The organism is Mesorhizobium sp. WSM4307, assembly GCF_007003945.1.
In the GTDB taxonomy this organism is placed as follows: Bacteria; Pseudomonadota; Alphaproteobacteria; order Rhizobiales; family Rhizobiaceae; genus Mesorhizobium.
Genome location: NZ_VFTB01000003.1, coordinates 1 through 14,281, shown reverse-complemented (window position 1 = coordinate 14,281; position 14,281 = coordinate 1). Strand labels below are relative to the sequence as shown.

10 protein-coding genes, 1 tRNA gene and 1 pseudogene are annotated in these 14,281 nt (G+C 61.5%); 7 read left to right on the top strand and 5 right to left on the bottom strand.

The window, feature by feature from the left end; all coding sequences use genetic code 11:
• Positions 1 to 39: 39 nt before the first annotated feature.
• The gene (locus tag FJV83_RS07035) at positions 40 to 243 is read right to left on the bottom strand and encodes a hypothetical protein (RefSeq protein WP_142884437.1); all 204 of its coding nucleotides are present in this window, start codon (positions 241 to 243) and stop codon (positions 40 to 42) included.
• Between FJV83_RS07035 and mnmA the strand changes: the two genes are divergently transcribed.
• Positions 242 to 1,432 carry a tRNA 2-thiouridine(34) synthase MnmA gene (gene mnmA, locus FJV83_RS07030; protein ID WP_032933708.1) on the top strand — a complete coding sequence of 397 codons (1,191 nt, stop codon included), beginning with the start codon at positions 242 to 244 and terminating at the stop codon, positions 1,430 to 1,432. The two genes, FJV83_RS07035 and mnmA, sit on opposite strands and share 2 nt — an antisense overlap.
• A 178-nt stretch (positions 1,433 to 1,610) precedes the next feature.
• Here the strand turns inward: mnmA and FJV83_RS07025 are convergent, their stop codons facing one another.
• On the bottom strand, positions 1,611 to 2,570 hold the full coding sequence (locus tag FJV83_RS07025) for a Gfo/Idh/MocA family oxidoreductase (protein WP_142884438.1): 960 nt from the start codon (positions 2,568 to 2,570) through the stop codon (positions 1,611 to 1,613).
• 240 nt (positions 2,571 to 2,810) lie between these two features.
• On the opposite strand from FJV83_RS07025, the gene FJV83_RS07020 reads away from it, so the two are divergent.
• Positions 2,811 to 2,887, top strand: a tRNA-Met gene (locus FJV83_RS07020).
• A gap of 266 nt (positions 2,888 to 3,153) precedes the next feature.
• On the opposite strand, the gene FJV83_RS07015 is transcribed toward FJV83_RS07020, so the two are convergent.
• The 3 genes from FJV83_RS07015 to FJV83_RS07005 form a co-directional block, all read right to left on the bottom strand.
• Complete coding sequence (locus tag FJV83_RS07015) at positions 3,154 to 3,729, bottom strand: TetR/AcrR family transcriptional regulator (RefSeq protein WP_142884439.1); 576 nt, start codon at positions 3,727 to 3,729, stop codon at positions 3,154 to 3,156.
• Between the two features lie 184 nt (positions 3,730 to 3,913).
• The gene (locus FJV83_RS07010; RefSeq protein WP_142884440.1) at positions 3,914 to 7,024 is read right to left on the bottom strand and encodes an efflux RND transporter permease subunit; all 3,111 of its coding nucleotides are present in this window, start codon (positions 7,022 to 7,024) and stop codon (positions 3,914 to 3,916) included.
• On the bottom strand, positions 7,024 to 8,130 hold the full coding sequence (locus FJV83_RS07005; RefSeq protein ID WP_142884441.1) for an efflux RND transporter periplasmic adaptor subunit: 1,107 nt from the start codon (positions 8,128 to 8,130) through the stop codon (positions 7,024 to 7,026). Before FJV83_RS07005 ends, FJV83_RS07010 begins: the two co-directional genes overlap by 1 nt.
• A gap of 84 nt (positions 8,131 to 8,214) precedes the next feature.
• On the opposite strand from FJV83_RS07005, the gene FJV83_RS07000 reads away from it, so the two are divergent.
• The 5 genes and pseudogenes from FJV83_RS07000 to FJV83_RS06980 form a co-directional block, all read left to right on the top strand.
• Positions 8,215 to 8,793, top strand: a complete 579-nt coding sequence (locus FJV83_RS07000) for a TetR/AcrR family transcriptional regulator (protein ID WP_095773701.1) — start codon at positions 8,215 to 8,217, stop codon at positions 8,791 to 8,793.
• A 46-nt stretch (positions 8,794 to 8,839) separates the two neighbouring features.
• Complete coding sequence (gene fabF, locus FJV83_RS06995; protein ID WP_142884442.1) at positions 8,840 to 10,117, top strand: beta-ketoacyl-ACP synthase II; 1,278 nt, start codon at positions 8,840 to 8,842, stop codon at positions 10,115 to 10,117.
• Between the two features lie 50 nt (positions 10,118 to 10,167).
• Positions 10,168 to 11,016, top strand: coding sequence for an alpha/beta hydrolase (locus FJV83_RS06990; RefSeq protein WP_142884443.1), 849 nt, complete (start codon positions 10,168 to 10,170; stop codon positions 11,014 to 11,016).
• Between the two features lie 976 nt (positions 11,017 to 11,992).
• Entirely contained in the window at positions 11,993 to 12,640 is a 648-nt protein-coding gene (locus FJV83_RS06985; RefSeq protein WP_095773455.1) for a response regulator transcription factor, read from the top strand.
• 319 nt (positions 12,641 to 12,959) lie between these two features.
• Positions 12,960 to 14,281 (top strand): annotated as a pseudogene (locus tag FJV83_RS06980) (hypothetical protein); the annotation flags it as partial.

The following is a 14,281-nucleotide window of genomic DNA, read 5'->3' as shown; positions in this document are numbered from 1 at the left end:
CGCCACAGCTTTAAAAATTGCCTAAGCAGACCCTAATGACTAGGTAAGGATCGTGAACGCCGCGTTAGTGTTTTCGCAGGCATTTGAAATATCCGGCTGGAAGCCTTGAATTGGTTGGAAAAAATCCGGCTGATCGCGGATCACGCGCAATCGGTCGATCGCCTTGCAAGCTGGCGCCGGCGGAAAGCTTGACCTATATTCTCGACATTGGCATTCAGACGCCGCGCAGAATGAAAGCATCATGAACAGTCTCGACCTTCCCGGACGTCCCGAAAACACCCGCATTGTCGTCGCCATGTCGGGCGGCGTGGATTCGTCCGTGGTCGCCGGCCTGTTGAAACGCGAAGGTTATGATGTCGTCGGCGTCACCCTGCAGCTTTACGATCACGGCGCGGCCACGCACCGGGCCGGTTCATGCTGCGCGGGACAGGACATTGACGATGCCCGCCGTGTTTCCGAGACGCTGGGCATTCCCCACTATGTGCTCGACTATGAAGAGCGCTTCCGCAAGGCGGTCATCGACCCCTTCGCCGAGAGCTATGTCGCCGGCGAGACCCCGATCCCATGCGTCTCCTGCAACCAGACTGTGAAGTTCGCCGATCTGCTGGCCACCGCCAAGGAACTGGGCGCCGATGCGCTCGCCACCGGCCACTACATTCGCTCCGGCGCCAATGGCGCCCACCGCGCGCTCTACCGGCCGGTCGATGCCGATCGCGACCAGAGCTATTTCCTGTTCGCCACCACGCAGGCGCAGATCGACTATCTGCGCTTTCCCCTGGGCGGCCTGTCGAAGCCGCAGGTTCGCGCCATTGCCGAGGAGATGGGGCTGACGGTGGCCGCCAAGCAGGACAGCCAGGACATCTGCTTCGTGCCGCAAGGCAAATATTCCGACATCATCGCCAAGCTGAAGCCAGCCGCCGCCAATCCGGGCGACATCGTCCATATCGACGGCCGCGTGCTCGGCCGCCACGAGGGCATATTGCGCTACACGATCGGCCAGCGCCGCGGCATCGGCATCGCGTCGGGCGAGCCGCTCTATGTCGTCCATCTCGATGCCGAACGGGCCCGCGTCGTCGTCGGCCCGCGCGAGGCACTGGAGACGCACAAGATCTATCTGCGCAACATGAACTGGCTTGGCGACGGGCCGCTCGGCGATATTCCCGAAGGCGGCCTCGAACTGTTCGCCAAGGTGCGCTCGACCAGGCCGCCGCGTCCGGCGGTGCTGCGCCACGTCGCGGGCGTGACGTCGGTCGAACTGGCCGACGGCGAGTCCGGTATCGCGCCCGGCCAGGCCTGCGTGCTCTATTCCGACGACGGCAACGAAGCGCGCGTCTTCGGCGGCGGCTTCATCGAGCGCTCCGAGCGCGGCGCCGAGGCCGAGGCCATGCTGACGAAGCTTGCGGCAAGGCCGGCGCAAATTCCCGCCGAATAGACACTCCCCTCAGAGACCGTTTCGAAATTCGCTCTGGCGAGTCATATGGTGGTGGTTTCGAGAACCGGAGCGCAGCGGACATTCGGGTCCGTGAGCTCAGTTCTACTGCGACGCAGTAGAACGGGGAAGCGCAGAAAACGCCATCAGATGGCCGCCAGAGTAGAATTTCCAAACGGTCTCAGGACTTGGTGTGGGTGACCGTGCCCGCCGTCAGGATGCGCAGCACCCTGATTGCTTCCTCGCCGCTGGTGCGCGGCTCGGCCCGCGTCTCGATGCAGTGGATGAAATGCTCAAGCTCGCGCGTCAGCGGCATGCCTTGCGCGACCGCGACATAGGACGGCTCGTTGGTGGTGAAGGCCCATTGGCCGCTGTCCTGCCAGACCGCATGGCGGTAGACGGCAAGCTTGCGCTCCCACGGCTCGACATCGTCGAACACCGCCATCGCCTTGGTCCCGACCACGGTCAGCCGCCTTTCGCGATAGGGATTGAGCCGCGACGTGAAAAGATGGCTGCGCAGGCCGTTGGGAAAGCGCATGTGCAGATGCGCGAAGTCGCTGAGATTGTCGAGGAGGGCCGCACCCTCGCCGCGCACCTCGATCGGCTCGGTACCGGTGATGGCCAGGATCATCGACAGATCGTGCGGCGCCAGGTCCCACAGCGCATCGTTCTCGGTATGGAACTTGCCAAGGCCAAGCCGGTGCGAGTGGATGTAGCGGACCTCGCCAAGTTCGCCATTGTCGATCAGCCCCTTCAGCGTCTCGAAGGCGGGATGAAAACGCAGGACATGGCCGACCATGAAGACGCGGCCATTGTCCTTGGCCGCCTGCACCGAGCGCTCGGCATCCGGCACCGTCAGTGCGATCGGCTTCTCCACCAGCACGTCCTTGCCGCTCTCGACGGCGCGCACGGAGAGTTCGGCATGGTATTGAGGTGGCAAGGCCATGACGATGGCGTCGATGTCGTCCCGGCCGAACAACTGGTCCGGCTCGATCGCCAGACAATCCTGTTCGCTGGCAAAGCCTTCGGCACGCGCCCGGTTGGCGTCGGAAACCGCGTGCAGCGCGCCAAGCGCCTTGAGGGTGCGGATATGGTTGCTACCCCAGTATCCGCAACCGAGGACTGCAATGCGCGGCTTCATCTGTTTCAAACTCTAAAAACTCGTGGCCGAGACATAGCGACGTGCCCCTTCGAACTCAACCCCGGCGGTTGCAACCAAATGTCCATGCGGCAAAGCTTTTTCGGCAATGAGAATATGCGGCGATATGGAATGCTTCGAAGCTTGACAGGCTCGCCCTCCCAACCTTATATCCGCGCGACCTTGGCGAACGCCTCGAAATGCCTTTCGATTTGAGGCGGATTTCGGGCCTTTCGCCGCCCTGGCGGGGTAGCTCAGTTGGTTAGAGCACGGGAATCATAATCCTGGGGTCGGGGGTTCAAGTCCCTCTCCCGCTACCAAAATTCCTCTAAACTATTGAAATCACAACGAAATCGCGGATATATAATAGCGCCGCGCTTGAAAATCCTCAATGATTTCAAGGCCCGAGGCCATACTTATCTGCTGACATTGTGGTGCCGACCAACGTCGTGGATGCCGCCAGTTTCCGACATTGGTAGTCAGCTTCGCGCGTGTTTCAGTTCCCAAAGCGAGTGTCGGATCTATGACGCGAGGCCGCGTCGGCCTGGTTGCTGCATATTGCATGACGTTTGTTTCGGCAGGCCGCTTAGTACGACTTGCCGAGGGCTTTCAGAATGAAGCGAATCTGCTCACGTAGGCCCGCTTCGATGTCTTCGCCGTGTTGAAGGCAGTGCTCGATCAGAATCGGGTGGAAGAACGGTGTGAACGCGGTCTTGACCGCGCGCGCCGCCTCGGCGGGATCCTCGACCTTGAATTCGCCCGCTTCGATGCCTTCGCGGATGATCACCTCGAAGATTGAGATCAGCCGCTCGATATGCGCCTTGATGATCGCCCGGTTCTCCTGCATCGCGGCGACAATCATGTCGTGCATGCGCTTTTCCTTGATCAGGGTAGTCGTGCCGTGGTGGTGAATGGCGCTCAGAAGCCGGTTGAGTTTTTCGGAGGCTGGCGCGCTCGTGCGTGCGATCGCAAAGGCGATCTGGGCGACCTCGTTGACGACCCGGCCACAAATGGCCTCGATGATCGCACCCTTGGAGGGGAAGAAACGGTAGACGTTTGCCGAGCTCATGCCGAGCTCCGCGGCAATGTCGGTCACCGATGTCTTATGGTAGCCGATGCGGCGAAACTGCTCCTCCGCCATCTCCAGGATGCGTGCGCGCATCTCATCGGGATCAGTTCGCGTTCGGAGCGGACGATTCACGGATGTCTCCAGAATTGATGAAGCACGAGCCTGCGGGACAGGCCTGGACGATCAGCAGTAAGTGGTAAGTTCGAGCCGTTGGCCTTGCCTTGGTCGGGCAAAGCCAACGGCGGGAACTTGAACAGTTTCCTGCGATTGCCGGCCCCTATTCAGCCGCCATTGCTGCTGGCACTTCCGGCTCCTGCGTCGAAACCTCCTGGACCTCATCCGCGGTCGGCTTGATCCGGAACCACGCGACATAGAGCGCTGGAAGAAACAGCAGGATCAGTACCGTGCCGGCCGCCGTGCCGCCGATGAGCGTATAGGCCATTGATCCCCAGAAGACGGAGTGCGTGAGAGGAATGAAGGCCAGCACGGCGGCAAGTGCGGTCAGGATCACCGGCCTCGTGCGTTGCACCGTGGCCTCGATAACGGCTTGATAGTCGTCAAGGCCGGCGGCACGGTTCTCCTTGATCTGTTCCGTCAGGATCAGCGTGTTGCGCATCAGGATGCCGGCCAGCCCTATCAGGCCCAGAATGGCGTTGAATCCAAAGGGCTGGTTGAAGGTGAGCAACATGGGCACGACGCCGACGAGGCCGAGCGGCGCCGTCAGCATGACCATCGCCATCGTCGAAAAGGATCGCACCTGCAGTATGATGACGATCAACATGGCGGCGATCATGGCCGGGAAGACTTTACCCAGCGCTGTGTTGGCCTTGGCCGCCTCCTCGATCGATCCACCCATTTCGATGCGGTAGCCGGCCGGAAGGGATCTGATCACCGGCTGAAGGGCCGTCATGATCTGCTTGGAAACCTCTGGAGGCTGCGTCGCCTCGTTGATGTCCGAGCGGATCGTGATGACGGGTGTGCGATCGCGTCGCTTTAGGATCGGCTCTTCCAGGCGGACGTCCGAGTGACCGATCTGGTCGAGCGGAATCTGGCGGCCATCCCGGCTCATCAGCGAGAAGTCGGCCAGACGCGTCGGATCCAGCCGCTCACCGCCGGCGCTGCGTGCCACGATGGGAACATTGCGAATGTCCTCGCGGACCTGCGTGACGGGGATGCCGGTGAGGAGGAACTGGAGTTGCTGGGCCACCTCCGCCGGTGACAGGCCGATGAGGTTCAGTCGATCCTGATCCGGGATGAAGCGCAGTACCGGCGTGCGATTGCCCCAGTCGCGATTGGCCTGCCGCACATCCGGCACGCCGCGCATGATGTCGAGGGCTTTTTCGGAGATGGTGTACAATTGCCGCTGGTCTGGCCCCATGACCCGGAACTCGACCGGGAACGGTGTGTAGGGTCCGAACACGAGTTGCGTGACACGGACGTTCGCTTCGGGGGCAAGCCCTGTCGCAACCGCCACGCGGAGCCGGTGCTTCAAAGCCTCGCGCGCCTCCGCGTCCGGTGTCAGCACGACGATCTTTGCGAAGGCGGGATCGGGCAATTCGGGCGCCATGGCGAAGAAGAAGCGGGGGGCGCCCTGACCGATATAGCTCGTCACGATCTTGGCCTCGGGCTGGCTGCCAAGCCAGTGTTCCAGCTTCTCGACCGTGGCGGTCGTCGTCTCGATGCTGGTGCCTTCCGGCAGGCGAACCTCGACCAGCACTTCAGGGCGATCGGATGTCGGGAAGAACTGCTGCTTGAGACCGCCCATGCCGACAACCGAAAGCGCGAAGACGACGCCGACGGCAGCGCAGGTCACAAACTTGTGGCGCACCGCAAAGGTGATGAGCCGGCGAAGGCGCCGATAGTTCGGTGTGTCGTATATGGCGTGAGCGCCGCCTTCGACTGGTTTGATCGCGGGCAGCATCTTGATGCCCATATAAGGGGTGAAGATCACAGCGACGATCCAGGAGACGATGAGGGCGAACCCCACGACCCAGAAGATGTTGCCGGCGTATTCGCCCGCCGTCGAGCGCGCGAAGCCCACCGGCAGGAACCCGGCAATCGTCACGAGCGTGCCTGAGAGCATCGGCGCCGCGGTGTGGCTCCACGCATAGGCTGCTGCCTTGATGCGGTCCATGCCCTCCTCCATTTTCACCACCATCACCTCGATGGCGATGATGGCGTCGTCGACGAGGAGGCCAAGCGCCAGGATGAGGGCACCGAGCGTGATGCGGTCGAAGAACCGGCCGGTTTCCAGCATGATGAGAAACACGACGGCGAGCGTCAGTGGGACCGCGGCCGCCACGACGATGCCGACGCGCCAGCCAAGGCTGAGCAGGCTCACCAGGAGCACCACGCCGAGCGCCATCGCGAATTTGAGCATGAACTCGTTGACCGACGAGCCAATATTCACGGCCTGGTCGCTGACTTTGGCCAGCGTCATTCCGAGCGGCAGCGTCTGTGCGATGGAAGCGGACTTCTCCTCCAGCGCCTTGCCGAGTTCAAGACCATTCCAGCCCTCCTGCATCACTGCAGCGAGCATGATGGTCGGCTCACCCTGGTGCCTGATGATGTAGGTGGGAGGATCCTCGTAGCCGCGCCGGACCTCGGCGACGTCGGAGAGCTTCAGCGTCCGTCCCGCGGCGACGATCGGCGTGTCGGCGATCGCCTGGACACTGTCATAGGCGCCGGCGACCCGGATGAAGACCTGCGGCCCCTCTATGTCGATCGAGCCCGCCGGCGTGACGGTGTTCTGCCGCTGCAAGGCGGCAATGATGTCTTGTGCCGACACGCCGAGGGTTGCCAGCTTGGCATAGGAGAACTCGACGAATATCTGCTCGGGACGTTCGCCGAGGATGTTGATCTTCTTGACGCCGGGCACATGCAGAAGGTCCTGGCGAATGGTCTCGGCCTGCCTCGCGAGTTCCCGCATCGGCATGCCTTGGGCCTTCAATGCATAAAGCGCGAAGCTCACATCCGAATACTCGTCGTTGACGAAGGGACCGAGCACGCCGGGCGGCAGGTTGCGGGCTTCATCCCCGAGCTTCTTGCGGGCCTGGTAGAACTCCTCCTGCACGCTGGATGGCGGTGTGCTGTCCTTCAGCGTAACCGTCAAATAGGCATAGCCTGGCCGTGTCGTCGTCTCGACGCGGTCGTACCAGGTCAATTCCTGAAGCCGCTTCTCCAGCGGTTCGGCGACGAGGTCCTGCATCTCGCGCGCCGTTGCGCCCGGCCATACCGTCGTGACCGTCAGGGTCTTGATGGTGAAGTTGGGGTCTTCGGCACGTCCAAGCATGAGGAAGGCGTAGGCGCCGGCAGCGACCAGCAGAATGATGAAGAAGAGGGTTACGGCTCGCTCGCGAACGGCGATCGCGGAAAGATTGAGGTTCATCAGTTGCTCCCGCTTCCAGAGGCGGTCCTGACGCGGGTGCCCTCCTGCAGGAGATGAGCGCCGAGCGCAACAATCGAATCACCGGAACTCAACCCGGAGATCACGACGGTTTCGCCGGTCAAACGAACAAGCTTGACGGGCCGGAAATGTACGGTCGAGGTTGCGCCGTCCAGAATCCAAACGCCGGTCTTCTGGCCATCATCCAGCACGGCTCCCAGCGGCACCTGGACTTCGGGTTCACTCGCCTGGCTTGCAAGCCGAATGGTTACCGTCGCGCCAAGCGGTGCTGCCGCGGCCTCACCGTCGAGCACATAGCGGGCCTCATAGGTGCGGGTCTGGGGATCGGCAGCGTCCGACAACTGTCGCAGATGCGCCGTATAGTGCTGCCCATCGGCCCCATACATCGCCGCCTCGGCTACCGAGCCGATCTCCGGCCGGATCGTTTCGGGAAGCGCTACAACCGCTTCGCGGGGACCGGCGTCGGCGATCCGAACCACGGTCTGTCCCGCAGTGACAACCTGTCCAGGCTCACCAAGCGTTTCGATGACCGTTCCATCTGCGTTCGCGTCCAGAATGGAATAGGCCGCCTCGTTCTGCGCGACCTTCGCGTCCGCTTCCGCGGCCGCGAGCTGTGCGGTCGCGGTATCAAGTGCTGCCTTCGCCTGCTCGTAACGCTGCGGAGTTGCCGCCAATTCCTTCTGGACCAGGACGGCATAGCGCTTTTCGTCGGCGCTCGTCTGAACCAGGGCAGCGCGCGCCACAGCGACAGCGTTGCGCTTCGCGGTGAGCGCAAGGACGAGATCGGTATCATCGATCCGCAACAGCGGTTGGCCTGCCTTGACCTGTTCGCCGACGTTCACAAGTCGCTCGATGATCTTACCGGGGACGCGAAAACCAAGATTGCTCTGCACCCTCGCCGCAATTGTGCCCGTGAAGCCGCGGTCAGATCCGGTGACCCCCGCTGCCGTCACCAGTTTGACCATCGGAGGTTCCTGCCTCGGGTCAGCCGCGGCAGCGGCCATCTGCGTGCGAAGCGTAATGAATGCGGCCACCCCTAGCCCCATGACCAGGATGCTCGCCAGTCCAATAACAAGTCGCTTTTTCATGCCCATCGCCCTCTGTGAAAATAGATTGCATTCGTACTCTATAGCTGATATAGATTATGAACGCAATCAAAAAGGAGATGGATGATGCGTGTGACTCGCAGCCAAGCTGAGCAGAACCGGCAAACCGTGATCGATGTGGCGAGCCGGCTTTTTCGGGAGCGCGGATTCGATGGCATCGGCGTCAAGGATTTGATGGAGGGCGCCGGGCTGACACAAGGCGGGTTCTACAAGCAGTTCGCGTCCAAGGACGACTTGGTCGCGCAGGCGTCCAGAAGGGCATTGGAGAGTTCTGCGAACCGATGGTCGACAGCGGCCGCGGCGAGCCCTGAGGATCCGCTTGGCGCCGTGATCGACTTCTATCTCAGCACCGGGCATCGCGAGGAAAAGATGGACGGCTGCCCGGTGGTTGCGCTTGGCTCGGATGCTGCCAGGCAAGGCGCCGAGGTGAAGGCATCATTTGAGGCCGGCATCCGAGAATACCTCGAGATGCTGGGCTCATGGGTTGGCAAGACCCGCGGCGAGGAGGCCGGCGTTAAGGCCATGGCCGTTCTCTCGACAATGGTCGGTGCGGTCGTCCTCTCGCGCGCCGTCAATGATCCCGACCTCGCGAGGGCTTTTCTGGGTGCAGCGTCCGATCAAGTTCGCGAAGCAGTCGCGGCTTGAAAGCCGCACGCAGCGCTGGCGACGCACCCAAGTGATGGGAGAATAGATGCGACGGATCGTTGTTACGGGCATGGGAGCGGTCACGCCCCTTGCCGCACATGTGGAAGCCTCCTGGTCGCGTCTGCTTGCCGGTCGCTCGGGCATCCGCAGGCTGCCGGACGATGTCGTGGGAGACCTGCCGGCGAAGATCGGCGGCACGGTTCCTTCCCTGGAAGAGGATCCCGAAGCCGGCTTCGATCCCAACACCGTCCTGGCGCCAAAGGACCAGCGCAAGGTGGATCGCTTCATTCTCTTCGCACTGGCGGCAGCGGAAGAGGCGATTGCCCAGGCGAACTGGAAGCCGGTTTCGGAAAATGACAGGGTCCGCACCGCGACGATCATCGCATCGGGTATCGGAGGGTTCCCCGCCATAACCGAAGCGGTGCGAACGGTCGACCAGCGCGGTGTTCGACGTCTTTCACCGTTCACGGTGCCATCCTTCCTGGTCAACCTGGCGGCAGGACAGATTTCGATCCGTCATGGCTTCAAAGGTCCGCTCGGAGCGCCGGTGACGGCGTGCGCGGCCGGCATTCAAGCGATCGGCGACGCGGCTCGTCTTATCCGCGCCAATGAAGCTGACATCGCGGTGTGCGGCGGAACGGAAGCCTGCACAAATACGGTCAGTCTCGGTGGGTTTGCCGCGGCACGCTCTCTTTCGACGTCCTTCAATCATCGTCCTGAGGAGGCGTCCCGCCCGTTCGACATGGCGCGCGACGGCTTCGTCATGGGCGAAGGCGCCGGCATCCTGGTCATCGAGGAATTGAGCCACGCGCTTGCGCGCGGCGCCAAGCCGCTCGCCGAACTGGTCGGCTACGGCACGACGGCGGACGCCCATCATGTCACTTCCGGTCCCGAGGACGGCGATGGCGCGCGTCGAGCCATGGAGATCGCGATTGCCCAGGCCGGCATTTCGGCGCGCGAGATCAGCCACCTCAATGCGCACGCGACGTCCACGCCAGTCGGCGACCTGGGGGAAATCGCCGCGATCAAAAGCGTCTTCGGGGAAGATTACGGCATAGCGGTCAGCGGCACGAAGGCGGCCACCGGACACCTGCTTGGAGCCGCCGGCGGGCTTGGCGCGATCTTCGCGATCCTGGCGCTCAGGGATCAGATGGCACCGCCCACCCTCAATTTGAACACCGCTGATCCAGCGGGTGAAGGGATCGACTTCGTCGCAAACCGGGCCCGGCCAATGGAGATGGAGTACGCGATCTGCAACGGCTTTGGCTTCGGAGGCGTCAACGCCAGCGCGCTGTTCCGACGGTGGGATTGGCGCGCCGGTTGATTGAGATGCGCTTGCCTCATTTGCCGTCACAAACAAAGAAGAGATATGAAATGCTAACGGCCACCAAATCCCAGCCAAGCCTCTTGCAAATATCGGACGCGCTCAGCCTGCGTTATGAAAAGAGCGGCAATGGCCCGCCATTGATCCTTGTGCATACGATCCGCACACAGCTTGAATATTTTCGCGGTTTGGCCCCTCTCCTCGCCAAGTCGTTTACGGTTTATGCCATCGATCTGCCTGGACACGGCCATTCGCCGATCGACCCGCTCGCGTCCTTCGATGAGCCGTATTTCAGGCAGAGCGTCATCGGCTTCATCGAGAAGCTCAACCTCACCGGCGTCACGCTTGTTGGCGAATCGATCGGGGGTGCGTTGGCTCTCACGGTCGCTGCCGCCATTCCGCGGCGGGTCGAGCGCGTCTTCGCCAGCAATCCTTACGACTACGAAACCCGTTATGGCGATGGCCTGCGACGTGGCAACTGGTTCGCGAACCTCATCATCGGAAGTTTGCAGATCCCAATTCTTGGTCCGTTCAATGCGTGGATGGAAAACCAGATGGTACTCGGCAAGATCATGGGTGGCGGATATCACGATCCGCGCAAACTGCCTTCCGAGCTTCTGGCCGAGTTCGGCCGGGTGGCGCAACGCCCTGGATATAAGCGCATCGCGCGCAAAGTGCTGGCAGGTTGGCGATCCTGGAGCGAGGCGCGGGACCAGTATCGGCACGTCTCAACGCCCGTAACGCTCATCTATGGCGACAGCGACTGGTCGCGCCCCAACGAAAGGGAGCGGACCAGGGCACTGCTCCCTGACGCGCGCATGTTCACGCTCAAGGATACCGGACACTTTTCGGCGGTCGAGAATCCATTGGGACTGGCACGCATCATACTGGGGAGTTAGCTGCCGAATCTCAACCGCCTTATGACGGGAGATGGCGACGCCTAGGCTGGCCCAGCAGGCGACGCGGCACGTACGTACATGAGCCTTGCTGCATCATGGGATGCAAGACAATTCGAGTCCCTCCGTTGTCATGTCTGGACCGTCGCGGCGACCTTCGGGAAAGGCGGTAGCGCCCTCCCGCCACCAAATTTCATCAAATAAGAATCAGTTACCTGGATTCCCTCAACTGCATCCGGTGGATGATTTCAAGTCGCGTCCGGAGCTGGCATATGCAGAGGGCCAGCGAAGACGTCTCGGGCTGGCTGATTTCGATCGGCTGTAGGTTAACCGTTGGGGAATGGCCGGCGCGGGTGGGCTTTGGGGCGCGACAGACGCCGCACCGGCCATTGCGGTGAGTTTTCGGGTTCCTCCCCGCTCCAATGAGTTTGTCCATATATTAGCAAATTTGCAACTAAGCCTGTTGGGCTACCCAGCCGTATGAGGCTATACCGGCCGTGTGGAATTCCATCGGATAAACTCGACTTCCTCGCCGGTGACATGTCGCACGGCCTTCAGCCGGCTTTGACTTCCTTCATTCGCATGTTTCGCTGTTGCCAATTGGAGTGCATATATCCCGCCAGCCGGCGCCGCCCGTCCTCAAGGCCCTGTCGGTCAGGCCCAGCGGCCTTCCGCTGCCAGTCCCCCTAGCAACCCCAGGCGCTGGGCCGTTGCCTGAGATCGCGGCCCGCGGCCCTGCAGTTCGAGCAACCGGAGATCCTCAAAAGATCCTGATGCATCGAACCGGCTCAAGGCTCTCGCCGCGACGACGATTCCGACTGCTGCCCTGCGAGGTGCCCATGCCGGGCGCCCCAACAGCATTGGCTTGCTATTATAGCAAAATGCATATTAGCTGTTGCTTGACAAACTGCTTAAGCTCTGGTTTCCTGATTTTACGGATTTTTAGACAAGTTCGTTGCGTTTTTTACGGACGGTTCGCATGTCAACTTTGGTTGTTGCGGACCCGCGGGGGGTTTATCTCGCCGGTCTGGAATGGGTGCTGCGCAAGGCTGGACACGATGTTGTCGCCCAGTGCCGCCGCCCTGCGGACGTTCTCCCTTATGTGGCGCGCCATCGGCCCGATATCGTCATCGTCGGGCTGGACATTGCCGATCCGCAGGCAATCGGTCTTTCCTCCCGGCTGAGAGCCTGCAACGACAGTCTCGGCGTCATCTTCATCGTGCAGCCGAACGGCAGGCTCGATATCAAGGAAATACAGGCACTCGACGGCGACGGTCTGCTGCTCGACGGCATCAGCCACCGCTATCTCGCCGAATGCGTGAATGCAGTGGCGGCGGGCAAGAAGTGGATCGACAACAAGATCGTCCAGCAACTGCTGATGCCTCGATCGCAGCCCCAGCCGAAATCCAGGCTGACCGGGCGGGAGACCGAGATCGCCGATCTCGTCTCGCGCGGATTGCGCAACAAGACCATCGCGCAGCGGCTGCATCTATCCGAAGGTACGGTGAAGATGCACCTGCATCACGTCTACGAGAAGCTGCACCTCGACGGCCGGGCGGAATTGGCCTGGGTAGCGCATGGCGAAGATGACGAGCGTCCAGGAATAGGCCGAAGCGGCCTGCTCTGACCATCTCTCCCTCTTTAGCTTGGCATCGACATGATGCCCGCAACGGGCCGGAAAGCCGCCTGATGCCAATGGCCACGACAACAGCGCCTCCGCCCGCGCCGGCATGATCTATCGAAGGATATATATCGTTCGATCAGCTATGGGCATCCACCCTAATACTATCGAAGCGCAAATGGACGCGTCCTCCGCGTCGGCGGCACAATGAGGTCGGAGGGACGCAATCCATCACGCGGCCGGATGCACTCGGGTAGGGTGCATTTCTGGCATATGGGGGCTGGATCCCTTTTTCTTGAAGCGTTTTAAACTGGGGAGAATCTCCATGCTCGACATCACAACCCAAGACATCATCATCGATGAGACCACCGGTCTTCAGGACGATGATATTAACCCGTCCGTTCCGCCGCACAGCAACGACGCCACGTTGCTATATCTCCTAAGTCTCGATGATCCGGGCGGGCTGCCCTCACCGGAGGTCGCCTTCAAGACCAACTTCGTGGTGGCCTCGGCGACCGCAGGGGAAACCATCACCTCGGTCGTTCTCTCCCAGAACCTGAATGGAACCCCGTTTTCCACCACCATCGGCGTGAACAGCAACATTCGGACGGTCGATGGCAATTATGTCTGGCTGTTCCAGGACCCAACTTATCCAAACGTCGTGATCGGCGTCATCGGCACTTCCAACGCGGCCACTATGCCCGCCCCAACCGATCCGCTCGCCTTTTCGTTTGCGCTGATCAGCACCAGCAACACCAATGCGGACCTGTACACGGTTGAGTATGTGCCGTTGCTCCATCCGAACGCGACCGACCCGGACGACCGCATCGATCTGACTGATCATGTGTTCGCCTCGGTCACCGGGACCACCACGAATAATTTCTCAGGCCAGAACGCCGCGCCCGGCAATCATGATTTCTACCTGATCAATTCAGCCAACGACGCTTCCAAGCAGATTCTGGTGACAGGTTTCCTTGGGGCGAACAATGCCACCGCCAACGTGAGTACGCAGGGCTTCGGCGTCAACAACCAGAGCATCAATCCGACCGAAAAGCTGCAGGTCGATTTTGTGACCGGCGGTAACCTGGCCGCAGGCAGTGCCGCGCAAATCCAGTACGGCAGCCATATCGAAACTATCACGCAGGCCGGGTTCACGATCAACCAGATCACGCCTTCCAATCCGAATTTGCGGGTGGACATCCAAATCAGCGCCTTCAACGTTCAGGGCAACGAGCAAGGCTTGAATTTCTACGACGGCAGCCCGACCACCGCCGCGCCCATCACCAGCGTCACGTTGACGGGTCAATCAGGATTTGCGTCCCCCATCACCGTCGATGGCACCTATGGCGGCGTCCACGTTAGCGGGCTCGGCACCGGCATCGTCACCATCACCGGACTCGATAACGTCACCACTGTCGATATCACCACCAGCAGCCCAATGGATCGGCTGACGGTTACGGGGGTCGATTCAAACGAAGGCTGCGACATCACCGAGTTCCATTACTCGTCGACGAGCACCAACGCCTACACCGAACAGGTCGGCTCCTTCATCAACTTCGACGATGACGGGCCGACGCTTTCGATCACGGCCGCGCCGACGGTTGGCGCCGCCGAGGTGGTCGAGGCGAGCGGGGTTGCCGGGCACAG

Excerpts from the sequence above, each read along its gene's own strand:
- FJV83_RS07010 (WP_142884440.1), bottom strand. The coding sequence starts at position 7,024 with ATGAACCTCAATCTTTCCGCGATCGCCGTTCGCGAGCGAGCCGTAACC.
- fabF (WP_142884442.1), top strand. The coding sequence starts at position 8,840 with ATGCGACGGATCGTTGTTACGGGCATGGGAGCGGTCACGCCCCTTGCC.
- FJV83_RS07000 (WP_095773701.1), top strand. The coding sequence starts at position 8,215 with ATGCGTGTGACTCGCAGCCAAGCTGAGCAGAACCGGCAAACCGTGATC.
- FJV83_RS06990 (WP_142884443.1), top strand. The coding sequence starts at position 10,168 with ATGCTAACGGCCACCAAATCCCAGCCAAGCCTCTTGCAAATATCGGAC.
- FJV83_RS07015 (WP_142884439.1), bottom strand. The coding sequence starts at position 3,729 with ATGCGCGCACGCATCCTGGAGATGGCGGAGGAGCAGTTTCGCCGCATC.
- FJV83_RS06985 (WP_095773455.1), top strand. The coding sequence starts at position 11,993 with ATGTCAACTTTGGTTGTTGCGGACCCGCGGGGGGTTTATCTCGCCGGT.
- mnmA (WP_032933708.1), top strand. The coding sequence starts at position 242 with ATGAACAGTCTCGACCTTCCCGGACGTCCCGAAAACACCCGCATTGTC.
- FJV83_RS07025 (WP_142884438.1), bottom strand. The coding sequence starts at position 2,570 with ATGAAGCCGCGCATTGCAGTCCTCGGTTGCGGATACTGGGGTAGCAAC.
- FJV83_RS07005 (WP_142884441.1), bottom strand. The coding sequence starts at position 8,130 with ATGAAAAAGCGACTTGTTATTGGACTGGCGAGCATCCTGGTCATGGGG.
- FJV83_RS07035 (WP_142884437.1), bottom strand. The coding sequence starts at position 243 with ATGATGCTTTCATTCTGCGCGGCGTCTGAATGCCAATGTCGAGAATAT.